The 25,432-nt window shown below is 62.3% G+C and carries 17 protein-coding genes, 1 tRNA gene and 2 pseudogenes; 6 read left to right on the top strand and 14 right to left on the bottom strand.

What is annotated here, in order from left to right; genetic code table 11:
• Positions 1-259: 259 nt before the first annotated feature.
• Positions 260-856 carry a beta-1-3, beta-1-6-glucan biosynthesis protein gene (locus tag HYH07_RS21350; protein ID WP_220004339.1) on the top strand — a complete coding sequence of 199 codons (597 nt, stop codon included), beginning with the start codon at positions 260-262 and terminating at the stop codon, positions 854-856.
• 212 nt (positions 857-1,068) lie between these two features.
• Positions 1,069-3,735, top strand: coding sequence for a glycosyltransferase (locus HYH07_RS21345; protein ID WP_220004338.1), 2,667 nt, complete (start codon positions 1,069-1,071; stop codon positions 3,733-3,735).
• Between the two features lie 52 nt (positions 3,736-3,787).
• Here the strand turns inward: HYH07_RS21345 and HYH07_RS21340 are convergent, their stop codons facing one another.
• The 4 genes from HYH07_RS21340 to HYH07_RS21325 form a co-directional block, all read right to left on the bottom strand.
• Positions 3,788-4,795, bottom strand: a complete 1,008-nt coding sequence (locus HYH07_RS21340; protein WP_228749694.1) for an alcohol dehydrogenase catalytic domain-containing protein — start codon at positions 4,793-4,795, stop codon at positions 3,788-3,790.
• Positions 4,796-4,861: 66 nt separating this feature from the next.
• Positions 4,862-6,760, bottom strand: coding sequence for an acyl-CoA synthetase (locus HYH07_RS21335; RefSeq protein ID WP_220004336.1), 1,899 nt, complete (start codon positions 6,758-6,760; stop codon positions 4,862-4,864).
• A 43-nt stretch (positions 6,761-6,803) separates the two neighbouring features.
• Positions 6,804-7,901: a VOC family protein gene (locus HYH07_RS36605; RefSeq protein WP_220004335.1), complete on the bottom strand. Its 1,098-nt coding sequence runs from the start codon at positions 7,899-7,901 to the stop codon at positions 6,804-6,806.
• A 27-nt stretch (positions 7,902-7,928) separates the two neighbouring features.
• Positions 7,929-9,542 (bottom strand): bifunctional 3-(3-hydroxy-phenyl)propionate/3-hydroxycinnamic acid hydroxylase, encoded by a 1,614-nt coding sequence (locus tag HYH07_RS21325; RefSeq protein WP_220004334.1) that lies wholly within the window; start codon positions 9,540-9,542, stop codon positions 7,929-7,931.
• Between the two features lie 173 nt (positions 9,543-9,715).
• Between HYH07_RS21325 and HYH07_RS21320 the strand changes: the two genes are divergently transcribed.
• Positions 9,716-10,669, top strand: a complete 954-nt coding sequence (locus HYH07_RS21320; protein WP_220004333.1) for a fumarylacetoacetate hydrolase family protein — start codon at positions 9,716-9,718, stop codon at positions 10,667-10,669.
• A gap of 8 nt (positions 10,670-10,677) precedes the next feature.
• Here HYH07_RS21320 and HYH07_RS21315 read toward each other — a convergent pair whose 3' ends face one another.
• Complete coding sequence (locus tag HYH07_RS21315) at positions 10,678-11,370, bottom strand: TetR/AcrR family transcriptional regulator (RefSeq protein WP_220004332.1); 693 nt, start codon at positions 11,368-11,370, stop codon at positions 10,678-10,680.
• Between the two features lie 392 nt (positions 11,371-11,762).
• Between HYH07_RS21315 and HYH07_RS21310 the strand changes: the two genes are divergently transcribed.
• Positions 11,763-11,838, top strand: a tRNA-Lys gene (locus tag HYH07_RS21310).
• 70 nt (positions 11,839-11,908) lie between these two features.
• Here the strand turns inward: HYH07_RS21310 and HYH07_RS36365 are convergent.
• The 7 genes and pseudogenes from HYH07_RS36365 to HYH07_RS21280 all read right to left on the bottom strand — a co-directional run.
• Positions 11,909-12,120: pseudogene (locus HYH07_RS36365) on the bottom strand (IS5/IS1182 family transposase); the annotation flags it as partial.
• Between the two features lie 126 nt (positions 12,121-12,246).
• The gene (locus HYH07_RS21305; RefSeq protein WP_220004331.1) at positions 12,247-13,674 is read right to left on the bottom strand and encodes a metallophosphoesterase; all 1,428 of its coding nucleotides are present in this window, start codon (positions 13,672-13,674) and stop codon (positions 12,247-12,249) included.
• Between the two features lie 1,939 nt (positions 13,675-15,613).
• Positions 15,614-16,399 (bottom strand): annotated as a pseudogene (locus tag HYH07_RS36360) (alpha/beta fold hydrolase); the annotation flags it as partial.
• Between the two features lie 788 nt (positions 16,400-17,187).
• A complete protein-coding gene (locus HYH07_RS21295; protein ID WP_220004329.1) occupies positions 17,188-18,759 on the bottom strand; it encodes a hypothetical protein in 1,572 nt (523 codons plus the stop codon).
• A gap of 81 nt (positions 18,760-18,840) precedes the next feature.
• On the bottom strand, positions 18,841-20,736 hold the full coding sequence (locus HYH07_RS21290) for a hypothetical protein (protein WP_220004328.1): 1,896 nt from the start codon (positions 20,734-20,736) through the stop codon (positions 18,841-18,843).
• 217 nt (positions 20,737-20,953) lie between these two features.
• Positions 20,954-21,247, bottom strand: a complete 294-nt coding sequence (locus tag HYH07_RS21285) for a hypothetical protein (RefSeq protein WP_220004327.1) — start codon at positions 21,245-21,247, stop codon at positions 20,954-20,956.
• Between the two features lie 343 nt (positions 21,248-21,590).
• On the bottom strand, positions 21,591-22,274 hold the full coding sequence (locus HYH07_RS21280; RefSeq protein WP_220004326.1) for a hypothetical protein: 684 nt from the start codon (positions 22,272-22,274) through the stop codon (positions 21,591-21,593).
• Positions 22,275-22,559: 285 nt separating this feature from the next.
• Between HYH07_RS21280 and HYH07_RS21275 the strand changes: the two genes are divergently transcribed.
• The gene (locus tag HYH07_RS21275; RefSeq protein ID WP_167354010.1) at positions 22,560-22,730 is read left to right on the top strand and encodes a hypothetical protein; all 171 of its coding nucleotides are present in this window, start codon (positions 22,560-22,562) and stop codon (positions 22,728-22,730) included.
• An 83-nt stretch (positions 22,731-22,813) separates the two neighbouring features.
• Positions 22,814-23,056 carry a hypothetical protein gene (locus HYH07_RS21270; protein WP_220004325.1) on the top strand — a complete coding sequence of 81 codons (243 nt, stop codon included), beginning with the start codon at positions 22,814-22,816 and terminating at the stop codon, positions 23,054-23,056.
• Between the two features lie 675 nt (positions 23,057-23,731).
• Here HYH07_RS21270 and HYH07_RS21265 read toward each other — a convergent pair.
• Positions 23,732-24,124 carry an NUDIX hydrolase gene (locus HYH07_RS21265; protein ID WP_057755621.1) on the bottom strand — a complete coding sequence of 131 codons (393 nt, stop codon included), beginning with the start codon at positions 24,122-24,124 and terminating at the stop codon, positions 23,732-23,734.
• A 140-nt stretch (positions 24,125-24,264) separates the two neighbouring features.
• Positions 24,265-25,371 (bottom strand): AI-2E family transporter, encoded by a 1,107-nt coding sequence (locus HYH07_RS21260; RefSeq protein ID WP_220004324.1) that lies wholly within the window; start codon positions 25,369-25,371, stop codon positions 24,265-24,267.
• Positions 25,372-25,432 lie beyond the last annotated feature (61 nt).

Raw genomic sequence — 25,432 nt, 5'->3', positions numbered from 1 at the left:
CGCGAAGGGTCCGTCGATTACCCGCTCGCACGCCGTCTGCCAAGGGGGGACCGCGGCCACACGCGCCCTCTCCCCGACGAATTAGGCTGCGGCGGTTCGACCATCCCATAGGATCGTGACTTTGCTGGACAAAAATCCAAATACAGGCCAATGGATTTCGCGGGACTTTTCCGCCGCATTGGAGACCCATTTGGACGCCATCACGACCGGCGTCCGCGAGGTCCTCCCGCGGGCGGACGGCTGAGACATTGGGGAATTCATGCGGCGACGGGTGTTCGAGTTACGAAATGCGGTCCTGCGGCAGTTCGCCGCCTCGTTGGCCGTTTCCTCCCTTGTCCTGCTGGCCGGCCTCGGCTGCGCTTCCGCCCAGAGCGGGACGCCCGCCCCCGACCAGGGCAAGGCCGCTGCCCAGCCTGCCGACGCCGCCAAGGACGCCACCGCCCAGAACCAGCGCCGCACCGACGAATTCGCCGAGGCCGCCCAGGCCATCAACGGGCCGGCCGGCAATCCCGAATGCGTCTGGCTCGGCCGGCGTGTGGTGCGGCTGATGTGGCGGGATGACCTCGATACCGCGTTCCGCCATCTCGACCTCTATGATCGCTTCGGCTGCCCCGGCGGCCACATCCAGGCTGCGTTCCGCTGCCTGACCCGCTTCGGCGCCCAGATCGATCCCAAGGTCGCCGAGACCCTGGACAGCCGCGTCCATGCCTGCTGGATCAATCCAGCCGCCCAGCCGCAGCAGGCGGCGGCTGCAGCCTCCCAGCCTCCGGCGCCCACGACCGGCAATTCGCAGCCACCCCAGCCGCCCACGAGCCCGGCACCTGCGGCAAGCCCCTCGCCGGCGCCCCAGAAATAGCCGCGATCGTTTCACCTGTCGTTCAGGAACGATGGGCGATAGCTGGGGTTGGCACTGCCGCGCTCCCAAAAGGCCATGCCCTCATAAGGACATGAGGCCATGACAGTTGAGAAACCGCGCGGCAGAGGTATGCTCCCTTTGCCGCGGACTCGGTCGGATCTCGGGGTCGGATCCGCAGCCCTGCCATTTCAGCCCCTATTGGTCTAGCCGCGATGCGCGCTGTCGCCGCCGTTCTGTTGCTCGTGTCCGTCCTTCACGCCGGCATCTGGGGAGTCCTGCGCGACCGGGAACCCGCGCCTGATTTCAAGGGCCTGTTGCCGAGCGTCTCCTACGCGCCGTTCGAGGGCTCGGCCCATCCTGATATCGACAACATTCCGACCATCGAGAAAATCCGCTCAGACCTGAAGACGCTGTCGACGATGACGCGCGCTATCCGCCTCTATTCGTCGACGGGCGGTGTGGAGCTGGTGCCGCCGATTGCCGCCGAGTTCGGCCTCAAGGTCACCGTCGGCGCCTGGATCGACAAGGACCCTGACCGTAACGAGCGCGAGATCAAGGCTGCGATCGAGCTCGCGCGCAAGAACAGCAACGTCAACGGCGTCGTCGTCGGCAACGAGGTGATCTACCGCGGTGAGCAGAAGGTCGAAGACCTCATCGAGATGATCAAGAAGGTGAAGAGCGCGGTGCGCGTGCCCGTCACCACCGGCGAGATCTGGAACATCTGGCGCGACAATCCCGACCTTGCCTCCAACGTCGATTTCATCGCCGCGCACGTGCTGCCCTATTGGGAGAACTTCCGCTCGGACCAGGCGGTCGATCAGGCCGTCGACCGCTACAACCTGCTGCGCAACCTGTTCCCGGGCAAACGCATCGTGATCGCCGAGTTCGGCTGGCCGAGCGCGGGCTACAATCTGCGCAACGCCGACCCGGGCCCGTTCCAGCAGGCGCTGACGCTGCGCAACTTCGTCAGCCGTGCCGAAGCCATGGGCATGGAATACAACATCGTCGAAGCGATCGATCAGCCCTGGAAATATTTTGAAGGCGGCGTCGGTCCGTACTGGGGCATCCTCAACGCCAGCCGCGAGCCGAAATTCGCCTGGACCGGCCCGGTCGAAAACCCTGATTATTGGAAGCTGATGACGATCGCGCTCCTGGTCGGCGTCCTGATGTCGTTGCCGATCCTGCGGCTGGAGCAGCCGACCGCAAAACAGGCCTTCCTGCTGTCGGCCACGGCGAACGGCGTCGGCGCCTGGGCCGCGACCGTGTTCGCATTCTGGAACGGCCACTACTTCATCTTCGGCTCGGCCTTCGCGCTGACTCTCGGCATGATTCTCCTCGTTCCTCTCGTCCTCATCGCGATGGCCCGCATCGACGAGATCGCGGCCGTCGCCTTCGGACGGCCGCCGCAGCGGCTGCTCGCCAAGGGCAAGGCGATCGAGAACGTGCCTGACAATTACTACCCGAAGGTCTCGATCCATATCCCTGCGTATTACGAGCCGGTCGAGATGCTCAAGCAGACGCTCGATGCGCTGTCGCGGCTCGACTATCCGAACTACGAATGCGTCGTGATCATCAACAACACGCCGGACCCGGCGTTCTGGCAGCCGATCCAGGATCATTGCCGCGCGCTCGGTGAGCGCTTCAAGTTCATCAACGCCGAGAAGGTGCAGGGCTTCAAGGCCGGCGCGCTGCGCATCGCCATGGACCGCACCGCCGTTGACGCCGAGATCATCGGCATCCTCGATGCCGACTATGTGGTCGAGCCCGACTGGCTCAAGGACCTCGTGCCCGCCTTCGCCGATCCGCGCGTTGGCCTCGTGCAGGCGCCGCAGGAACATCGCGACGGCGACCTCTCGATCATGCACTACATCATGAACGGCGAATATGCCGGCTTCTTCGACATCGGCATGGTCCAGCGCAACGAGCTCAACGCCGTCATCGTGCACGGCACGATGTGCCTGATCCGCCGCGCCGCGATGGACATGGCCGGCGGCTGGTCATCCGACACGATCTGCGAGGACTCCGATCTCGGCCTTGCGATCCAGGAGCTCGGCTGGACCACCCACTACACCAATTATCGCTATGGCAAGGGGCTGCTGCCCGACACCTACGAAGCCTTCAAGAAGCAGCGTCACCGCTGGGCCTATGGCGGCCTGCAGATCGTGAAGAAGCACTGGCGGCAGTTCCTGCCCGGACGGAGCCGGCTGACGCCCGACCAGAAGCGCGAATACGGCCTTGGCTGGCTCAACTGGCTGGGGGCCGAAAGCCTCGGCGTGGTCGTGGCGCTGCTCAACCTCGTCTGGGTGCCGATCGTCGCCTTCGCCGACATCGCCATTCCCGACAAGATCCTGACGCTGCCGATCATCGGCGCCTTCATCGTCTCGCTCGCGCACTTCCTGTCGATGTATCGCGCCCGCGTCGCGATCAAGCCCGGCCAGATGCTGGGCGCCATGATCGCCGCGATGAGCGTGCAATGGACGGTGTCGCGCGCAGTCGCGCAGGGCCTGATCACGGAACACATTGCGTTCGCCCGCACCTCCAAGGGTGGCCTCTCCAGGATGTCGATCGAGTTCCAGGCGTTCTGGGAGGCCGTGATCGGCGTCCTGCTTCTGGTCGGCGCCGGCGTGCTGATCGCCTCCAACTCTTTCCGGCAGATCACCGAGATCTATATCTTCGCCGGCGTGCTGGTGCTGCAGAGCCTGCCGTTCCTGGCCGCGGTCGCGATCGCGATCCTCGAGCTCAGCCGCATCAATTCGTTCCAGTTCTGGCGCGACAGCGCGATCCGCACCGCCGAGCTGATCGGCCTCCGCCCCGTCGCCCTGCCCGGGCCCGGCAACGCGCAGGCCGTGCCGAGCGAGGTGCAGCGGGAGGCGAACTGAGGGGGCGGATCGGCGCCCGTGGCCCGACGCTTAAGAGACATGTTAGGGGGCGTCACGAGTCCGGCAGGATCAGCACCCGTCCTCGCCTGCCGGCCCTAACGTAATCGAACGCTTGCGCTGCGTCCGTCAGTGGCGCCCGCAGGCCAATCGGGAGATAGATGCGCCGCTGCTCGACCAGTTTCCCCAGCTCGGCCAATGCAGCCGCTTCGGGCTTGAAGATTGTCCAGTGGTAGTTTTGCACGCGCTTCGGCAAGGCGGCGCGGTGGCCCCGCTTGTCGGACATTGTCTTGAGCGCGCCGCGTACCCAGCCGAGTTCATCGAAATTGCCGAGGAGCGGATGCACCGTCGTGGCATGGCCGAACGCACCGTCGTGAAGGCAGCCGAGCAGCGGCCGATCGTGTTCCCAAGACGCGAAATTAAGCGTCGCATCGAAAGTCCGCGAGAGTGATGCGAACGGCTTGTCCGTGCTGTCGATCACGACACGGGCGCCCGCTTCCCGGCAGGCCGGGAAATCGTGCGGCCGTGCGATGGCCGCAACAGTGGCTCCCCAGGTGGACAACATCTGCAGCGACAGCGTCCCAAGGCCGCCGGCGGCCCCGAGGACGAGCACGCTTTTTCCGCGAGCGTTCTGCGGCGTCAGTCCGGCACCACGGACGGCAAGCCACATGGTAATGAAGCTGTAGGGAAGCGCTGCGAGCGCCTGAAGGTCCCCCTCCGGCGGAGCCGGCAGGAGATGCGCAGCCTTGACCAGCACATGGCTCGCATGGGTGCCATCAGCCGACGGTGGCTTCGTGCCGTACACGCGATCGCCAAGCCTGAAGGCGCTGACCCCGCTTCCAACGGCCGTGACGACGCCCGCTAAATCGTTACCGAGCACCATGGGAAACTTGCCGGCACCGAGCAGCGATAGCAGCCGCCGGCCGTATCCCCGTGCGCGTCGCACGTCGATCGGATTGACCGACGCAGCCGTCACCGCGACCTCGACCTCATCAGATCTCGGCTCTCGGCGGGGAAATCGCTGGATTTGCAGGCGGCCCTGCGCCGATGGCCCGAGGCACATCAGGACTGCGCGGGCACCCGCGGTCGCCGGCTCGCAGCTTGGGATGATTTGAGTTGTTGCGACCATCTACCAATCGACCACTTCGAACTTGAAGGCATAACGCTCCAGCCTTGCACGAAGCGCCGCGGCCCCCGCACCGGCGCGGACGCGCATCACCTTTCCCACTCGGGGGCTACTTTCGAGAGCCATCCCGATGATGGTTGCCCCGGCGTTCTGTGCCTCGCCGCGAACAGCAGCCTCGATCTCACGTTGCTGAAGGGCCGGCTTGAAGACCTTGCCGATCCCGGTCACCGGCAGCGACGGCATGATCTTCACGTGCTTGGGGATCGCCGCCCGCTCGGGAACGTGGGCGGCCGCAAAATCCATCAATTCGTCGACCTCGACGGCAGCTCCGGGCTTGAGCTGTACATAGGCGACGGGGACCTCGCCCGCATACGGGTCGGGGCTGCCGACAGCGGCAGTCATCGCGATCGCGGGGTGTTTGGACAGCGCATCCTCGATCAGCTTCGGGTCGATGTTGTGCCCTCCTCGGATGATCAGCTCCTTGCGCCGGCCAGCAAGCCAGAAATATCCCCGGTCATCCTGACGTCCGAGGTCGCCGGTGTTGAGCCAGCGCCTTCCCTCGATATCGATCCAAAGGTCCTTGTTCTGCTGCGGATCGAGATAGCCCACAAACACGTTGGGACCGCTGATGGCGATCGTTCCGATCTCGTCGACGTCAGCCATTCGGACAAAGCTTCCGGCATCGTCGAGAACGACGACGCGCATCTGCTGGTATGGCAGGCGAAGGCCTATCGATCCGGCGAGGCGCTTGCCCTCCGGTGGGTTGAGGCAGGAGACGCAAGTCCCCTCGGTCAGCCCATAGCCTTCAACGATCTTGAGACCGGTCTTGGCCTCGAACGACTCGATCAGCTTGGCCGGCATCGGCGCGGCGCCGCAGATCGCATATTCGAGGCTGGACACGTCGTTGTCGCCGACCGGCACCTCCAGCAGGGCGGCGTAGACGGTCGGCACGCCGGAAAACGTCGCGATACGGTAATGGGCGGCAATCTCCCAGAAGCGCGCGATCAGGTTCTTGCTGCGGTAGCCCTCGGGCGTTGCAAGGAGCACATGCTGACCCTGCATCCATGGCAACAGACCGGTCACGAGCTGGGCGTTGACGTGAAACAGCGGCAGGCCGCAAAAATATGTCCGCGGCTCTTCGAACGCGCCGAACACTTGCGCCGCGGCCCAGGCATCGAAGACTTCATTGCCATGCGTGCGCACCGCAATCTTTGGCGCGCCCGTCGTGCCACCGGTGCAGAAATAGGATGAGACTGAATGTTCCGTGATCGTCCGCGGCACGACCAGGCGATCGGCAGGTTGGGCCAGCATCGCCGCGCGGAAATCCACGACCTTGAAGTCGGCATTCGGCAAGCCCGAGACGGCGGCGGCCATCGACGCGCCGACGCCTCCTTCGCGATAGGTCATCGCGTCGACCAGCGCGACCACTCGCAGCTCGGACAGCGTCGAAAGACGAGGCGAAAGCTTGCTCCATAGCTCGGCGCCCGCCGCCGGCGCGAGCGTCACCAGCACCCGCACCTTGGCGGCGCGAAGGATCTCGACGACCAGGTCCGGCTCAAGCAGAGGATTGACCGCAAGCACCACGCCCGCGGCCTCGCCGCCCCAGATCGTGAAGTGCGTTTCCGGCAGGTTCGGCAGCACATACGCGACCGGGTGGTCCGCGTCGACGCCGAAAGCCTGAAACGCATTCGCGGCCCGGGTGATTTCCGCCAGCAGCTCTGCATAGCTCCATGTCGAGGCGCGCTGATAGTCGTCTGCGGACAGAAAGAAGGTCAGCGCCTTGCGGTCGGGCCACCGCTGAGCGCCGGCCCTGAAGACCTCATAGGTCGTCTGTGGCAAGCGCCGCGTCGCGAGGTGCTCGGCCTCTATTCTCTGAATGTCAGCAAGATCTCGCACCGGCATGGGACACCTTCGTTGCAGTCGTGAGGAGGGAGCCGATGGCGGCTCAGCGTTGCCACTGACGGCCAGGGCGCGCCATGCTGTTCTTCAGTGCCAACAGCAGCTTCACCCGCGCCTTGTCCTTGATGGACAACTTCAGGACCCGCCAGAGCCGCGCCGGCGTCATGCGGGCATCGATGAAGTCATCGGGCAGATCCGGTCCCCATTGATAGAGACCGCCGCGGTCCATCAGGTGGTATCCCGCCGGCTGCACGGCGTCGAACAGATCCCCGTCGGCATAATGCTCGTGCTTCTGCCCCCAGGGATCGCGCCAATAGTCGAAAATCTGGCTCCCCAGCAGGTGGCGGCCCACGCCCCAGGCGTGCCGGTAGGGCTTTGCCATCAGCACTTGCTGGCCCATTTCTACGGCATCCAGGTCGACAACCTCAAATGCGACGTGATCGACCTTGGATTCCATTCCCATGGCAATGAAGACCGTATGATGGTCGGTCGGCTCGCTTCCTCGGTCGAGGCGGGTGAACGACCCCACCGGCGTGCCGTCGGCAAGGCACATCACATCCGACGGAATGAAACCGAATGTGTCCATGTACCAACGTACGCTGCGGTTGAAATCAGGGGTCTCCAGGACGAGGTGCCCGAGCTTGGTCACCTGTGGCGGCTCCAACTTCGGTCGCTGCGTGTCATTGACGCGAACGGTCAGGCTCGGCGCGTTGTGCAAGATCTGGGAACGGACCACCAGCGGCTCGCTCTCCACAAAGCCGTGGTGAACGTGGACAGCGACGCCATCGGGATCGCGCAGGTGGACGACCGCGCCGCCTCCCGGCCCTGGCGCCCGTTCGACACGGCTGCCGAATCTGCGGGCCAACCGCTCGAGGTCCTCGGCGTTCGGCACCGACAGGCCCATGCCAAGGAAGCGCGCATTGCGTCCGCGCGTAACGCGGTAGATGTAGGGCGCCGTCCCCGTTCCCCGCATGAACAGCTCGTTCTCGCTCCTCATCGCTTGAACCAGGCCGAAGTCGACGAGGTATCGCTCGGTCATATCGAGATCGGGGCGCTCGAAATGTGCGTAGAGAAGCTGCTTGGCCTTGACGAGAGGCGACGCACTGCGTGGCAACGCGATGGCGCCGGGACCGCTCTTGAGCACACCGTTAGACATATTTGCCTCCTTGGCTCAGGCCGCGATTGGCGCGGCGACATCGAGCGACTGCTCGAACGCGGTGAGAACCTGCAGATCGCGTGCCTGCATATTGAGCCGGCTCGCGATGAAGCGATCAGGCCGAACGAGAACAGCGCGCACTGCATGGCGCTTGAGCCACGTCTCGAACGCGGCGTCATTGCATTGCAATTCGAGCGTCTGCGGCCACTCTCTGCGACCATTGATGCAGACTGAGCGGACGCCCAGCACACTAAGAATGCCACGATCCCGCGCCGAGAGCAGCGTGATCGGGTCAACGCCGAGGCCGAGCACCATCCATTGATGACAAGCCTGGAAGGTATCGAGTGGGAACGAGCCTTCCGGCGTCGCGACGGTGGGTTGCAGCATCATCTGCCCGACCAAGCCGTCGCTCCCGGTTGTGGTCAGCAGGCTGCGGCCGATCGCCGGCGGCGGCACTACGCCACCGCGGCCGATGAAGGCGCGGAACGCGCGCGACGTATTCAGGCAGGCTAATACTGCGTCGCGGAAGGCGGCTGCTACACGGTTGGTCGGCATGATGATGGCGCCGAGCCTGCGCGACACCTCCACCATCTTGCGCACAACGGGAGCGCGTTCCTGCTGATAGCTGTCGAGGATCGCCTCCTTTGCGAATCCCCTGAGAACGGAAGAGAGCTTCCACGCGAGATTGACGGCATCTTTCATGCCCCCGTTCATGCCTTGTCCGGCGAAGGGCGGCATCAGATGGGCTGCGTCACCGGCGAGAAAACCGCGGCCGTTGCGCCAACGGTCGGCAACGCGCGCGTGAAAGGTATACACGGCTTTGCGCTCGATCTCGACCTCGCGATATCGCGTGCTCTCCACGATCAGCTTGGTGATCAGGTCATCGTTCTTCAGCTCTTCCTCGGTCTCGCCCGGTAGCTGCATGAATTCCCACCGGACGCGCTCGCCAACGGCCGGCAGTTCGACGCGCGGGCGGCTGGGATCGCAGTAGAAGCTGATCTGGTTGACCTGATGTCCCCTGACGATGGCATCAACGACCAACCACCGCTGCGCGTAGGTCGAGCCGACCAGCTTGGCCCCGAGCAGATCGCGCATCCGGCTCGTGCCGCCATCGCAGCCGACCACGAACTTCGCCCGCAGGCTGGCCGGTCCACTGCGTGTCGTGATCGACAGCACGGCATCCTCATCCCCCTGCAACAGGCTGGTGACTTGATGGCCGAACAGCACCCTCACCGTCTCGAACCGTTCCAGCCCCCTGAGCAGGACCCGCTCGAAATCTGGCTGGTAGAAAGTGCCGAGCGACGACTGGCCGTAAGGCCCTTGGGCCGGCATGTCTGCCTGCATCAGCACGCGGCCTCGTGAATTGAGATAGCGGACGTGAGGGTTCTTGATCAGGCCGGGCTCAATGTCGGCGAGCAGCCCCATTTGCGCGAACAGCCGCAGCGTCTCCCCATCATAGGCAATGGCTCGCGGCAATCCCAGCAGGCCTCCATTGGCCTCGAGGACGGCAACCTGGATTCCGGCAGCCCCGAGCAGATTGGCCACCATCAGTCCGACCGGACCAGCGCCGACAATCGCGACTTCGACGTCATGTAGCCGCACCTGTGCCGCCATGCCTTCCACCGCCACTTGAGCTTCCCCGCCGTTGCGTCGACACGGTCGACAATTATTTTTGAACATGGTAGTCAAAACGACTAAATAGTCAATATGAGATTATCGTCGCATGTTGGATTCTGCCAACCATTTGGGTTGGCACCGAAATTCCACGGCGCTTTGCAGCAACCCATGAAGGGGAGGAAGTCATGGCGACCAATCTGGTACGTTTCGAAGCAGGTGATGGTCCGCGCTGGGGCGTGGTGTCAGGAACGCACATCGCGCCACTGTCGGGCGACTATCCGACCACCGCCGCGCTCATCGAGCATGGCGAAGCGGACTGGCGCGGCGCGGCGGGCCGGACCACACGCATCGCCCTGGCGTCGGCTAAGATTCTGGCGCCGGTGACCACACCGGCCCGGCTCTATTGCCAGGGCGCGAACTACCGTCAGCACATGATCGAATCCGGCATGGATCCGGATGCCAAAGTGTTCAACATGTTCTTCACCAAGGCGGATGCCTCGCTTTGCTCCGCCGACGATGCGGTGGTTCGTCCCGCACACGTCAAGCTTCTGGACTATGAGATCGAGCTCGCTCTGGTCTTTCGCCGTCCGATCTCGTCCGCCATCAAAGTCACGCGCGAAACACTTGCCGACTACGTGTTTGCGATCACCATTGCGAACGATCTCAGCGCACGCGACGTGCAGTTGCCGCAAACGCAGTTTTTCAAGGGCAAGAGCCACCGTGGTTTCTGCCCGATCGGACCGTGGCTGACGGTTCTGGAAAGGGACGAGTTTTCCGTGATCGACGAGCTCACGCTCGAGCTCGACGTCAATGGCGCGCCACGGCAGCGCGACACCACGGCCAACCTGGTGTTCAAGCCGGCCGAGACCATTTCCGAACTTTCCACCTTCGCTAACATCGTTTGCGGCGACGTCTTGTTGACCGGCACACCGAGCGGCTGCGCGCTACGTATACCGCCGCCGCCGATCCGTAAGCTGGTTCAGCTACTGCCTGATCGCAAATTCTGGAAGCTTTTCCTCGCCGCACAGGCGCGCCGCCCGCAATATCTCAAGCCGGGGGACCGCATCAACGCCCGGATCCGCAGCCGCGACGGCACGATCGATCTCGGCGAACAGGTAACCGACATCGTCGGTCCCTGAGCGGCGGACTATTTCTCCGTCGTCGGCGAGCGGCGAAGCCGGCCCTTCCCCCTCCCCTTGAGTGCCCCCCCTTCCGAAAGCTCCGGAAGGCGCGCCAGCAAGGATTTGACTTGCGGTGGGTCGACATCTATCGCACGCAGGATTGCGGCGATCGCGCCTTCGCGATGGCGCGAGGTCAAGCGACCTTCGGCGATGGCGCCGAGCACATGCAGCAGAATACCGACCGCGACTTCCAAGCCGAGTTCGGGGCTGATGGCGCTGGTCCCGCGTTTCACATGCTGCCTGATATCTTCGAGCAGGCGCCGACGGGCAACCTCACCGACATTCGCCGCGGCTATGGCCATACGCGCCGTCACAGCGGCCCAGCGGGCATCGGCCAGTGCCCGATCGATGAAGCAGCTACAGCCGTAAGCTATCCGAAGCGCCGGTTCGTCGATGGAAAGCCGGGTCGGCTGGAGCAGGTCATCGATTGCGGATACCAACTCATCGGCCACCGCCGCCGTCAACTCGCCCAGGTCCTTGAAGTGAACGTAGAAGGTTCCCTTGGCGACCTGCGCTTCCCGCACCACGTCGTCAACCGTGACCGACTCCACGGGTTGGCGGGCAAAGAGTGCGTTCGCTGCCGCAATCAGCTGGGCCCGTGTTCTTGCGCGTTTCTCGCGGCCGATTTCGGCACGGCGGATTGGGTCGATGTTGGCCATCAGACAGCAGCTTTCCGATTTTGACTTGTTCAATAAGTCAAAATGACCAAACCGTCTAGGTATTGGCGGGCGCACCAAGGCTTGAACCTGGGACCCGCTGACTAGCTGATCAGGAGTCAGCGTGTCTTTGGACGTGGATGACGCCCCGCCAAACAGGTTCAAAAGCCGGGCCTAAGCACTGGAGGCGGCGGGAAAATCCCCACTTCTGCCACCTGTTTTGGCAGCCACTCCCGCTATTGACCTCAGCGCCCCATCCCCCTACACAGCGCGGGCCGAAGGCATGATCCGGAAACAGCCGGTTTTCCCCGCGACGCAAACTGAAGCGCAGCGGCAAGACATGCTTCTCGAATGTCCGAAGACGATGGCGAACTTGCAGCCATCAGCGGCCATGGGAGCGCGTAGCTCAGCCGGTAGAGCACGTGACTTTTAATCACGGGGTCCTGGGTTCGAGCCCCAGCGCGCTCACCAAAAAAAGAATTCTTCCAGCGCCTTAGATTCGAGATCTCTAAGACAAGTCAAAAGCCGCTCCGAGCGGATCGAACGCCTGCAATAGCATCGCCCGGAGCAGCTTCTCCGGCAGAAATCAATGGCCGCCCAATCGGCGATAGAGCGAGGCAAACTCGCTCTTCAGCGCCGACAGTGCCTGTCACAATCGTCCGGGATCGCTCGTACCAGATGAGCACGCCGCACCCGCGCCTCCCGATCAACGTCGCTGAACAGCTCGCCCGCTCGACTGTCACCGCCGCGCACGTACCATCCTCGAATCTTGTCGGAGTCAGTGAACACCGTCGCCGGCCCGGGCGAGCGCCTTTTCAACAGCCTGCTAACGGTGTGGGACAACACTCCACCAGTTGTCCGCTATCGCGACTTGATCTCTCAATTTGAGCATCTCGGGTCTTCAGCGGAAACGAACATGCCCGCCTTATCTTCAGGCATGAGCCAGGATTTCAATTGCGGCGCCAAACTGGGACTCGAGCTGTCGGCAACAATTACCGCGTTATAGCAGGGTGCAAGCTCTGCCAGGTCCATGGTACGCAATCCTTCTGCAGGCGATCGGTCGTGAAGCCTTGCCATGAAGGCTCTTTCATTGATGAGCCGCTGAAACGCTCCGGTGTTGACCACTGTCACTTCGGCTGATCCCTTGAGAGTAACAATCCAAGGCTCTTCGAACTGATGTGTATGCCCATAGATGAAAACCTGCATCGCTTTGTCCGCCATTTTCCGCAATGCCAAGTGTTTCCCCATTACGTCGGCCTTCGAGTCTAGTAGGTTCTGCTTCACCGCGCCCAGTGTGCTGTCCCAACATTTGTGGTCCGGCTCTCGTTCCGCTACCAGATCGCAAATTCGCCGGATCTCTTCGTCGGATAGTCTCTGTACAGCATTGTCCATTTCTTTTTTTACCGCTTCGGCCTCGGGTCCACCTTTCTCTAGTTCGAGCCGCATTGGATCGGTGCGATTCAAAGCGTAGATCAACAGAGAACCCCGCATTCCTCGCGCAATCTCCACATTCCAGATAATCTTACCCGCTGGCGGCGCGCCCAAGCTCGCTGCTTTCTGGCTCACCGACGTCTCAAACAGATTGAAAACAAGCAGCCGCGCTATATCGTACCCAGACCTCCAAAATCCCCGGTCGGCAGCCCTGATGCGCGCTCCCGCAGTTTCCGGGCTGAGGTTGTCGATCACGGGATAAACCGCCTCCTGACTGTTGAAGAGCCGCTGGACGAAAAGCTCTCCCCACGGCCGGATAACGACATCATCATGATTTGTGCGACGGGTAATGTTGGGCCAGCTTTCGTACCGGTTTACATCCTCACCTATCTGGTGCCCGTGCTCCGCCAGAATACGACCGTCTGACGACGTCCAAAGGCCGCTCGTCACAAGCTCTATCCGGCCACTTGACGAATTTAGCGATGCTCCGATCGTCTCCCAGACGTCCTGATATCGCAGGGTAGAGTCGTGATTGCCAACAATGAGATGGAGTCGATTCTCTCCTCGTTCGGCAAAACCCCTAAGGATACGCAACTCCGTCCCGTGCTGAGCTGCGACCAACTTGGATAGCTCAGCCATTTCGGTGATCGTGCATCCCAGATCGGCACCGTCCCCCTTGCAAGCGATACTCGCCGGCGGTTGCCACAGTTCCAAGAAGTCGCCGACGATCACAAGATCCGTCTGCTCGTGGCCAAGCTCTGAAATTTTATCGACGAAGCCCTGTAGGGCATTCGGCCACCGGAAATCCTCGGTTGGATCCCAGTCGCCATCCTGGCGTCGGCCCACGCCAAAATGCAGGTCACTCACAAAGACCATGAACCGGCCACCTGTGCTTGGAGCCTGGTAAGCAGGCTCCGCCACGGCAGGACTATCATCCTGCGCCCGCGCCGGCACGCTTAAACACGCCACGCCTATCGCGACTAACGCGACGCTACTGCGCCGAAGGCTGCTCAGCGCTCGCGCAAAGCTTGATAGCGGGATTACCGAGAACAACGTATTCAAGACCGAGCTCCCTATAATTGCCTATATTGCTTTCGGAGAACCTCTCTCCCGTTTTTTCGATCGCCCGCTTAAACAGCTCGACGATGGTCGGACGCCGGCCTGCCGCGACAGCTTCTTGAACGGCTTCTGAAAATGAATAGGCAAACTGCACGCCATAAGACGCGTCGAGTGTAAATGGCGACGCAATCAAGGTGTCCAGGCCCTGTTCATTGAATTTCTCAAGAAGCTCGGCATTCCTACTGGCCATCGCAGCAACCGAGCACGCCGATAAGATTCCGACGCTGCCGGGACTGAAGCGGTGACTGATGTTCTGCTTGATTATGCGATTAGTGTTAGCCTCGAACCAAAGCGCTCCCTCACCTTGATGCGCAAGGACGATAAGGCCCGAGGCCGGCCGGTCCAGCGCGAACGCTCCATTCCCCAAGAACGCGGTAAATCCCGCGATATCCTTTATCCTCGTGCCAGGGAGTGGCTTCGGAAAATGATCTACATCCATCACGTCGTCCGGCACGGATTCAAGCGCTTGTGGTAACACCAAGGTCCAGTCGCTGATGCATCTGTCGTTGGAAACAAACCGCTCCTTCGCCATCGGCTGCACGACCGTGATTGGTTTATCCAAGACAGCACCGTTTCCCCTTGCACCTAAGATTCCAAACGGCACGAAAAGGCTGCGCGTTGCGCCTGCTCCAAGGGATGATGCAACGCGAACTACAACAACCGGCGGCGCCTTCGCTTCTCGAACCAATTCCCTGAACGCATCTGCGCCGGCTTGCGCCTCCTCCGCCGTGCCGCTTGGTGCGCTGGCCGTCGCAAGCACGCTCCACAATTGTTGAGCTACAGCGACATAGGCCCCGTCGAGATTTTTGGCGGCGTCCTTTTCTGCTTTCGCGACAAGCGCCTCGAAGCCTGCCGTCTTGAGGAAGTCGACAATACTTCCGTCGGTCTGCCAGCCATACACGGACTTTCGAACGCCTTTTCGGCCGTCAACGAACACGACGAGGCTGTGGCTTACATCGGCATCGAAAATATAGAGAGCCGCGTCTCCAACAACCCGTGTTGACCGCGATTCCATCCCGAGCGCAGCGTCCCGCAGAGCGTCAAGGCCCCCCGTAAGGGGCGCCCCGTTCCAGGCATCGGAGGCACACGGGGGCAACTTTCCCTGTTGGTCCTTCGTCACGACGCGAAGCACTAGATGATCCAGCGGGCGCAAATCCTCGAATATCGCAAAGGACATCGATGCGCATCCCGGCGATCTCGCTCTGATCTTAAGCGAAACTTTCCCTGCGCTTAGCTCTTCGGGGATGGCAACCGGTCCCTTGGAAGTCTCGTATTTCCACACGGCCTTCATGTCGGGCTGACGAAGCTTATCGAGGTCGATTGACATGCCATACGCGTCTTTCGGCTCTACAATCACCAAGCCGGATGCGTCCGAAATGATAGGTTTAATCGTCAAGATGGTTGATCTGGCGCTTTCTGAAAGCAATGCCACTACACCGGCGTCCCCCCTCACGCTCACCGGAAATGTCACGTTTTTTGATCGCAGATCAGAATACCTGAAAGCTGAGATATCCAAATTCAATGTGTAAAACTGCCCAGCAGTTAGCACGTTCCCCGACGGCGGAGTGTCGCCCACAAACCAGGCATTCCAATAAACGTTCGGCGAGCTCGCGGCCGGACTAGCGGCACTTGACGCATTTTTGGAGCTTTCCGTCCGCGCGACATTCTTTGCCAAGTCGGAGATTTGTTTCTCAATAACATCGATCGAACTTTGCTGATCTGTGTCCCTCTCCTTTAAGAACCTATCCAGCGTGGCTTCGATTCGTTCTTTGGCCTGATCGGGAGAACGATCGTCGAAGTCGGTATGCTGAGCGCCCGTGGGGACAATAGTAATCCCTGCATTCTCGAGCGTTTCCGCATCCGGCATTACGCCGGGATCGGTCTTGAATTGCGGATCTTTGGCTCGGAATGATAGTAGCTTCAGCCTGCCGCTGCTAACGAATGGCACACGCAGGTTGTCGAGTGTCACCACCTTTGTGACGCGATCGGGATACTGTCTGGCGAAATACATCGAGATGTCGCCGCCCGTTGACCGTCCGACCACGGTGAGATGGTCGTAGTCCGCATTGGGCTGGACCTTCTTCATCTCCTCGATGACGAATTTGATGTTAATGACACCACGCTGAAGCTGCGCCAGACGGCCGACATAGAGTTCGCCGACCTTGGTGGCCAGCGGTGGAAGATCGTGCTGGATACAGAGCGACAGACTGCCACGGGCAGCGAAGTAGTTGGCCAGCCACGAATAATCACCGCATCTCCCAATGGGGGAGCTGATGATCGTCACCGGCAGCTTGGTTAAGCCGGCATTCGCCTCGATTTCGCTATCGCGGCGCACCGCGGTATCGACGATGACCAAACGATTGTCGCGCGCCACATCCAGGAACGTCATAGTTTCGTGGCGTATCGCCCAGCCGCTCGCGGTAAAATAGAGAACTACCGCAAGCGCACAAAGCGAAATCAGAATGGCAATTCCACGCTTCATGTTCGCCCTCAACTATACGAACAAAACAGCAGACCGCGATCTCCACCATCCTTTTATGCCCCACCGCTGACCCATTTGGACTGAGTTTAGCTTGGCCCGTCTCTGGCTTCTCCCGGTTTGATGGTTCCTCCGCTGTTCGTCGTCCCAACTACTCCCGCTTGGCCCCTTGTCAGACAAGCTGCCCTATAAGAGTAGCAAGGGCATTTGGATGCAACCGAAATTGCTTGCCCGGATAGGGTCAATTGGGAGATATGGCTCCCCCGTAAACGCTCGGAGAGACCTTTGACCTGAGTTGGGGACCATGGGCCGTCGCTCGGCACGGGGATGCCTAAGCGTTCAGCCGAATGCCATCTCCCAGTATCGCGGCAAGGGCACGTCCGACTGGAGCCGCGGTATGAAGACCTGCGGCGCTCAATCCGCGCTCGAACGATGAGCCTCAGTGCATCGTCGCTCTGGCGCTGTAAGACTCCACTATTGCATTAGCGTGCGATCGGCTTCGCCCCCCTCCCCCAATACCAAGATGGGCTGGCAGGGCGTGGACCTATGGCGCCAAAAAGGACATCTGAAGCGTTTACAATCGCCCTGTTTTAGAGCTCGTTTCGGCTCAAACGTCGGTTGAGATTGTAAACCTGCCAGGTTGATTTCCTTCACGAAAATGCCGAAAGCACTTTTCTTTTAATCACGGGGTCCTGGGTTCGAGCCCCAGCGCGCTCACCAAGCTGAAATCGCTATTGATAATTTGACCCTGAGCGTCACAGCGGGGCTCGATTGTGGCATGCCTCGCCCCCTCACCGCTGCGCCTCAAAGCTGCCGCGCACCTTCGCGCAGGCGAGCCCGACCGTGTAGACGTGGATCCCCTCGATCACGCAATGGTCGGGATGGAGGGACAGGAGCCCGATCGCATTCTCGTCGTCGAGTGCCGTGGCCGAGCGGACGACGATGCAGGGATAGTCCGCCGCGAGCTTCGCGTAGCTTTCAGGACGGAAGTTGTTCTTGAGGACGTGCGAATACGTGTTGTGGTCCAGCAGCGGCACTGTGAAGGCGCTGGCGTAGGCCGCCGAAAACCTCTCTCGCATCGCCTGGTCGCCCCAGGGCTGCAAGGTCATGTCCCAACCGTGGTTCATGTCGTTCTCCGGCGCGCGCACGAACATGCCGGAAACATTGGCGCAGGCGGGTCCGGCCGCGACGACGGCCTTCGAGAGCCTCGCCCCGACCGCGTTCAGGGCTGACCAATGCCGCGCATACGAGCTGGCCTCGATCAGCGTCATCGCGCCTGTGACGGCGCACAGGCAGCCCGCCAACAGGCTCGGCGCGATCGGCCGCAGCGTCGGCACCAGCCGCCTGAGCTGCACCAGGACCAGCACCAGCACGCCCCCGGTCTGGACCCACGGGATCAGCATGTAGTGAAGCGCAAAATGCTTCGACGTCGCCACGAGGTGCGCAACATAGATCAGTGCGGCGGCGCCGAGCGTCAGGCTGAGCGGATCGCGCCAGCTCCGGGTCCTGACGCTCCAGGTCAGCGCCGTGCCCGCAGCCGCCACGTAGACCCCGGACACGAGCGGCGCGGCTTTGATGATCTCGGCCATGTTCGACCAGAACGATGCGAAGTCAATGAACCCGCGCTCGCCCTCGCCATACTGTCCCTTATGCGTGGCGATCTGCGCCAGCCATCCGAAGCCGCGCGTGATCGTTCCCGGATTGAAGATCAGATTGAAGCCGATAAAGCCGACCGCACCGGAAATGGCGGCGGCAATGAACGCGCGCCGGTTTCCGAGCAGGCACACGGCGAAAAGGGCCTGCGGGAAATACAGATATTTGGTCGAGAACCCCAACGCGAAGATCAACCCCGCGACGACACCGAGGCCGGTTGACGGCGGCTTCTCGTCGAGCGCCGTCTTGATCACGATCGCGATCCCGAACAGTGCGATCGCGGCCAACAGGCTTTCCGGAGCGAGAATCGTCTGGACGTGAAACCCCTCGGGATGCACGAACGCGCCGGCCTGAAACAGCATCGCAGCGATCGCGCTCTGCGTCGTCCGTCCGACAATGAGCCCGCCTGCAAGCAGCGCGCCGGCAAGCACCAGCGCCTCGCAGGTTCGCGCTGCCCATGTGATCGCATCGTAGTGCTTGAGCCCGAACGCGACGATGTCCTCGGCCCGCGCCATCAGGCTCCACACCCTGATGATCAGCTCGACGAGCAGCGTCGTCGTCGTTCCCGGATGGTCGAACTTCATCGAGCCGTATCCGGCGGCCGCCACGAGTCCGTTCATCGTGTAGGCCGATTCCGGATCGACCGGAAGACCCCAGACGGCCTGCCACGACGAATAGAGCAGCGTCGCCGCCAGGTAAAGCGACGGCAAGATAAGGATGAGTAGAGTTCTGGTCGAGTGGCGAATGCGCACGTCTGGGAAAGAGGAAGTGTCGGACATCTGTACCGTGCTTCAAGTTTGGCCCGAGCGAACGAAGCACCGGACACCGGCACCGGCGCCGACAGGCTTTTCGACAAAGCCCGCGTCACGCATCCAGCGTTCCCGATCAGTCGTGACCGTGGCCGGATACAGGATCAGCAGAATCGCCCGGTCTGTGTGTGCGACCAAGGGGGCCGGCGACGCACGGAAAAAATCATCCGGAAAGATCCTCAGACATTTCTCGGTGCCGCGGTTGAAATGAAAGGCGCAGGCCCAGCGCCATTCGGAGAGGATCATCAGGCGCGGACCAAGCTGCTGCATGAACGACAGCATCGGCTCGACCGGCCCGGGTTCTTCCGCCGCCAGCATTCGCAGTTCGATCGCGTTTTGCCGTTGATGCATCCGTTCGGCGGTAAGGGTCATGCTGGCGCCAATGACCAGAGCCAACGCGACCGCGACAATACTTGCGGCCAGACCGTGTCGATTTGCGTAACCGCGGTTTGCCGCCGGGGGCTGCGGTTCTGATGCAAGACAAGACAGGGGCCGCTCCCGCGCGCTCGCGAAGCGCCGCAGCAGCACGCCCGCGCCGGCGCTGGACGTCAGCGCGTACAGCGGCAGCGCCAGCGCGAGATTGCGCCGGTCATAGCTGAAATACACCGCCCATAAAGTGCTGAACGGAATATTGACGGCGAGCAGGATCCAGCGATAGCGCGCCTTGAACAACACTGCGACATTGAGGGCAATGAAGCCCGCCAATCCAATCCCGATCACCGCGAACTTGCCAAAGCCGAGCATCGCGTAAACAAAGGCAATGGCGTCGATGGCGCGCGTCAGCTGGCTGCGGTTTTCATAGATGCCCTCGAACAGGTAGCCGAATTCCGAGCTGTTGCTGCCATTGCGGATGGTCACAAAGGCATAGACGTAGATCGGGGCGCACAGCGCGATGGCCAGCGCCGTCCGCCAGGTCAGGGCGAGACCTTCCATGAACACGGGCGCCAGTCGCCGCTTTTCCTCGTAGGTCCAGCACAGGCACAGCAGCGGCACGGCGCCGATCATGTAGAGGCCGACCTGCTTGGTCATGGCCGCGCCGCTGGCCAGCAGCAAGGCCAGCGCAATCGCGCGCGGCCGCTCGTGCGACGAAGCGAACAGCAGAATGGTGACAGTGCTGAGCAGAGCAAAGAACGCGACCGGGACATCAATGAAATCCTGCAGGGATGTGCCGCCGATGCCCCACCGGATCAGGACGAACGCGATCGGAATGCTCAGCAGCAGAACGAAATCGCGCGAGCGGACCGCGACGAAAGCCAGCGTCTCGAACGTCAGCAGCCAGAACACGAACTTGAACGAGGAAGAGAAGAACTCGACGGTCGAGTCGCCCATCAAGACATAGGGAACCGACCACAGCTGTGGGATGAGCTGGGGGTAGTGGTAAATCCGGTTCGGCAGCCGGTTGGCCGCCCAGTCCAGCGCCCACAAATTCCACTGTGCGACCGGATCGTAGCCGACCAGGATCGATCCGAACGAGGCCGTCAACAGGTATAGCGTGTAGAGGAAAAACAGAACGGCGGCCAGACAGCTCACAAGCGGCAACGGCTGCAGGCGGCCGCCGGGCGGCTTCACGGCATTGCAAAGCCCGCACCAGGACGCGCGAGCGCCCGTGGCAACCCTATCGAAGGCGAGCCTGCCGTCCTGGATCAGCGTTGCCAATGCCGCCGCCACCACGGCGCCGGCAATCACGCGGGTGACGGCCGTCGTGTAGAAGCCGAACCAGACCGCGGTTTCGACCATGACGCCGCTCGCGATCACGCTCAGGGCGAACGGGCCGGCCAGCGGCGGCAGCAGCCGCTCGATGCGAAATGCGCGGACGATCAGATAGCCGGGAGCAAAGGCCCCGAAGATGTAGCCGACCGCGCCCCAAAAGAATGTCATGGTAATCCAAGGCCGGCCCCGTGCCGGTCGGGAAGGGAGTTGCGTGCGCTTTAAGCAAATCAGCCCGATCGCGGCAAGGCGGCTTCAGTTCGCGCGATCCGGATCGGCGGCGGTGCGGCGTCGCTGTTTGCCCCAGAACAACGAAGCCGCCGCCCGCGCGGGCCGAAAGCATGATCCGGAAACAGCCGGCTTTCCCGCGACAAGCCAAATCAATGACTTACGGCAAAGTAGCGACCGGCCGAAAATACCCTGATGTCGTGTCCGCAAACCGATTGCGGGCCTCCGCGTCGAGCATGATGCCGCGATAATTGACTGCCAGCGCCAGCAATCCCGCGCGCTCCTCCGGCATGGCCGCCTGCCCTGCCAGCTCTTGGCAGATGCCCTCCATGCGCGCGAGTTCGTCGATGTCGTGCTGATGCAGCCCCTCGTCGCGATCACCCGTGAAGCCTTCACGCGGTGGATTTTGTGTTTCTGTCGGGTGCGGTAAGATGTCCCCGGGATAGCCACTCACAGTTTGCTCTGGAGTGCATGATGCAGAACTTTGTCACCGGATGCGTTGTGGTCGCTGTGGGTTTTATGGTCTGGCTTGCCTACTCCCAAAAGCACCACCAATGCTGGAATGGGCACGTGCTCGAAGACTTGCACGAGCATGTGCTAACTCGTCAGCCTTGCGGATCCCTCAGTAGTTCCTCCATGTAGGAGACCGCCGCTCGACGACTGTCGTCGCATCTTCGGCGGCAGCGTGACGCTGCCGATCCGGCGCTGGCCAAATCTCTCTCAACCACGAATTCAAGTCGAGCTTCAGCGTGAACCCGCCGGTTCACGCAACATCGCCCCAGGCGATCTGCCCGCCCTCAGCTCTCCGGCCCCGCAACCGTCGCCGGCGCACTGAGCGGAGCGCCACCGACCGACACCGGCCCGATCGAAACCGGCCCGATCGCCTTCGGCTCCCGAACCATCCGCTTGCGCAGCAACAGCCGATCGCGCGCGCGCAAGCGCGGGATGGAGGCCGTGACGTCGGACATCATCGTGTTTTGCAGCGTATCGATCTTCGCGATCAGCGTCGACAACTGCGGCGATATCTTCTTCACATCGCCGCGCTCGTCGGTGATGCTCTGGCGGAGCGACATCAGGGTCGTCGAATCCTGCTGACGCAGCGCAGTGTTCTGCTGCAGGGAGGAACTGATCTCCTGCAGCGCGGCAGCCTGCTGCTGCTGGGCCGACTGGATTTCCTTCAGGGCGACGGCAACAGGATCGGGTTTCGGCGCGGACTCTTGCTGGCGCGGAAACAGCGCGGCCAGGTTGCTGATGTCCGGCGAAGGCAGATCAAAGGGCAAGGTGTAGATGGCCGCGGCGCCGTTGATCGCCAGGGCACACACCGCGAAGGCCAGGACCGACTTCCGGCTGGAGCGCTTGAGCGGTCCTGGAGCGTCCTGGGTCTCGAGCCCAGGCTGGGATTCAGAGGCGGCGGCTGCAAGTGCTGCGGCGTCGAGGTGCTCGGCGAAGCCGAGCGTTTCGGATGTCGTGGTCATGCGCATTGACCTCATGAGCGAGCAAAAGGAGGCCGTCGCCGGAACGTCCTCTCGACGCCTCCTTTACGCAGCACTCACTTACACAACTGTCTAAAATTGTAAGCTTTTCGGATTAATTCCACGTTAGCGACGTGGCCGCCGGGCATGTCCTGTGACCCCGGCCGATGACGTGGGCGCTGCGATGGGCTTGCGGCGGCAGACGTTCGATTCCGTTCCATCCGCCTGGTCCAAAAAAGCCAGGAGACATCAGACCCGAAAGGTGTAGGATTCGACAAAACTGGAGGGAACGGAATGTTTGAAATCACCGGTTTCGACACGGCAGGCGTCGTCAGCCTCAAGCGGGAGTCCCTCGCCGCCGCCCTGAAGAAGGCCAGGGAGCTGATCCAGGACGGGTGCCGCGACGTTCGGATCGTCGATCCCGATGGGCGGGTCCACACCTCCTTCGAGGAGCAGGCCGCTTAAGCCGCCTCACCCTCCCTCCCCAACGCATGCGCCGTTGAGCGGCCCCACAACGGCCGCTAGGATGAGCCTTTACGGAGGCTCATTTGAAACAGGTCATTAGTGCTGTCGCAGTCCTAGCGCTGCTCTCCGCCTCGTCTGCCCGCTCACAAGCTCTCGTCGATCCCAGCAAGGTGGCGCCGGAATACCGCGAGGCGGCCGAAAAGCGCCGCGCCGAGCAGATCCGGCAGCGCGAATGTGCGCAGAAGGCGGATCTGGTGAAGGTGTTGCCGCGAGACCGGACCGACTTTCTCATTCACTGCCTGGATGGGCAGGTGGCGAAGCAATAGCGCCTCGCACGGGATTGCACGCCGGCGACGACAAAGCGGCAGCCGGCGTTGATGGTTTCTTCAGATGTTCGGCTCACCGTGGCTGCCGATTTCCATCATCATTGTTGCCGGCGCATGAGTTTCGTCCAGATCCAGTGCACGCGTTGCAAGACGATGTTTCGCGATCGCGCGGGACGGCTGCAGGACGGCTATTCAAGGCAATGTCCCTGTTGCGAGGTCGTGTTGTTCTTCGCTGACGACGCTCAACATCCGTTCATCAAGCGCGCGATGCGAAGCGCAAGGCAGGCGCGCAGAGAGCAGCGCGAAGCCGAGGCGATCAGGATCGCGGCGCCGGCAGAACCGCGTGTGGCTCCGCGGTCGAGGTCGTCATCGACGGGACGGTCTCGGGTGCTGGGAAGATCGGAGTAGCGCCTGCTCGGCCGCCGACGTTGCCTCGATCCAGATTCCGGCGCTGCGGCAGCAGGGCTGAGCAATAGTGGGCTGGATGCGAAAAAACCCCAGTGCTTGGGGACACTGGGGGTGCTTCAAAGACTATAAATAAGTAAGGCAATGACGCCTCTATAGCAGCCCTCTCCGTGGCGGCTTGTGAACTGGTTCACACCCGATGCGCGCCTGGTCGGACTCTTTGTCACACTGCTGGCTGCCACGCCCTCGGTTGTCGCACTCGCCTCGCAGCTAGCTCCGCCGCGACTTCCGCGGAAACAGGCGATCCCTGATGTAGCGCGAGGTCGCGGTCAGGCGGATGCCACGCGGCTTCTGCCAGGCGGCACGGTCGATCTCCTTCTTGTCGCCGATCGCAAGCCGACCCTTGGCGCTCTTGGCGATGAAGATCGCGTCGCTCATCTTGCGGCCCGAACGCTTGTTCTTGGCTTTCACCTCTTTCCAGAGGCTGATCCGGCCCAGTTTCAGCTTCGGCAGCTCTTCCTTGATCTCGCGCCGCAGGCAGGCCTTTTCGGTTTCGCGCGCGCGCTTGCGGCCGCCCGGGAACATCCAGAGGCCGTCCGACCGTCTCCTGACCAACAAAACCTTGCCGCGCTTGGCGGCGACCAGCTTGGAAGACTTCGCCATTCCTGTCGCAAACCGAAAAAGAATCGGCGGCCATCGTAACTTGTCTAATTCATTAGACAAGTTACACGGCCGCCCTGAAGGCCACCGTCATCCTCAATTGTCCACACTCTGCGAAAGCCGTTTGGTCAGCGCCTAAGGCGCTATCGGACCTCGTCGGAAGCGGGTGATGCAGCCGTCCGCTTCCCCGTCTCGCTCCCGATCCACGCCGCCGCCATCTCCCACGCCACCGACAGGATGATCGGCCCGATGAACAGGCCGACAATGCCATGGGCCAGCGTGCCGCCGATCACGCCGACGAAGATGACGATGGTCGGCGTATTGAGGCCGCGTCCCATGACGAGCGGCTTCAGCATGGTGTCGATGAAGCCGACGACGACGAAGAACACGGTGAGCACCAGCGCCGTGGTCACGTCCTTGGCTGTCCAGATCCAGATGATGACAGGCAGCAGCACGAGGAAGGCGCCGATCTGCACGATCGACAACAGCAGCACGAGAAAGGCCAGCAAGCCGGCACTCGGCACGGCCGCGAGCTTGAAGCCGATGCCGGCCAGCAGCGCCTGCACGATGGCAACGCCGATCACGCCTTGCGCCACCGCACGGATGGTGGCGCCGCCAAGCGTGAGGAAATGCTCGCTCTGCTCGGGCACGATGCGCGACAGGAAGCCGCGCCCGGCGGCAACCAGCCGCGGCCCGTGCGGAAACAGGAAGCCGGCCACGAACACCGAGACCAGGAATTGGAGCGTGCCAAGGCTGGCATCGCCAGCAAGCGTCAGCAGCGGTCCTGCCAGCGGCTGGAGATAGGGCGCGACCTCGCGCAGCACCGCGCGGATGTTGGTGTAGGCCTGGTCCCACAGCTCGAACAACGTCGGGCCGATCAGCGGCCATGACTTGATCTGTTCCGGAGCGGACTGCAGCGCGAGGTCACCGGTGCCGAGCTGATGCGCCAGCTCCCTGCCCCCGTCGACGGCACTCACGCCGAGCCAAGTCGCAGGGCCAAGGACGATGCCGAGCGTCACCAAGGTGAGGATGGCGGCTGCGGTCTTGGGCCGGCCGCCAAGCACTTTGGCCAGCCAGCTGAAGGCCGGATAGAACGCGACCGCGAGCACGCCGCTCCAGGCCAGGATCGGCACGAACGGCCGGATGATCAGGAATGTCCAGACGATCAGCAGCGCCAACAGGCCGAGCCGGATCACCAGCTGGATGACGTCCTCGCCCGTCAGGAGCTGACGCAGACTTTTCACAGGCACGGCTTTCCTTGCGGCATCAACGCGGCTCCCGGCGCTTGCGCGGCCCCGCGTTATTGCGAGC

This window comes from Bradyrhizobium sp. BR 10261, assembly GCF_019455395.1.
In the GTDB taxonomy this organism is placed as follows: Bacteria; Pseudomonadota; Alphaproteobacteria; order Rhizobiales; family Xanthobacteraceae; genus Bradyrhizobium; species Bradyrhizobium manausense.
Note: the sequence above shows the minus strand (reverse complement) of the source record. Positions and strands in the feature narration are given on the sequence as shown.

Excerpts from the sequence above, each read along its gene's own strand:
- HYH07_RS21305 (WP_220004331.1), bottom strand. The coding sequence starts at position 13,674 with ATGGTCTTTGTGAGTGACCTGCATTTTGGCGTGGGCCGACGCCAGGAT.
- HYH07_RS21280 (WP_220004326.1), bottom strand. The coding sequence starts at position 22,274 with ATGCGCATGACCACGACATCCGAAACGCTCGGCTTCGCCGAGCACCTC.
- HYH07_RS21335 (WP_220004336.1), bottom strand. The coding sequence starts at position 6,760 with ATGCCGGTGCGAGATCTTGCTGACATTCAGAGAATAGAGGCCGAGCAC.
- HYH07_RS21275 (WP_167354010.1), top strand. The coding sequence starts at position 22,560 with ATGTTTGAAATCACCGGTTTCGACACGGCAGGCGTCGTCAGCCTCAAG.
- HYH07_RS21315 (WP_220004332.1), bottom strand. The coding sequence starts at position 11,370 with ATGGCCAACATCGACCCAATCCGCCGTGCCGAAATCGGCCGCGAGAAA.
- HYH07_RS21265 (WP_057755621.1), bottom strand. The coding sequence starts at position 24,124 with ATGGCGAAGTCTTCCAAGCTGGTCGCCGCCAAGCGCGGCAAGGTTTTG.
- HYH07_RS21340 (WP_228749694.1), bottom strand. The coding sequence starts at position 4,795 with ATGTGCCTCGGGCCATCGGCGCAGGGCCGCCTGCAAATCCAGCGATTT.
- HYH07_RS21350 (WP_220004339.1), top strand. The coding sequence starts at position 260 with ATGCGGCGACGGGTGTTCGAGTTACGAAATGCGGTCCTGCGGCAGTTC.
- HYH07_RS21345 (WP_220004338.1), top strand. The coding sequence starts at position 1,069 with ATGCGCGCTGTCGCCGCCGTTCTGTTGCTCGTGTCCGTCCTTCACGCC.
- HYH07_RS21290 (WP_220004328.1), bottom strand. The coding sequence starts at position 20,736 with ATGACATTCTTTTGGGGCGCGGTCGGCTACATCTTCGGGGCCTTTGCT.
- HYH07_RS21320 (WP_220004333.1), top strand. The coding sequence starts at position 9,716 with ATGGCGACCAATCTGGTACGTTTCGAAGCAGGTGATGGTCCGCGCTGG.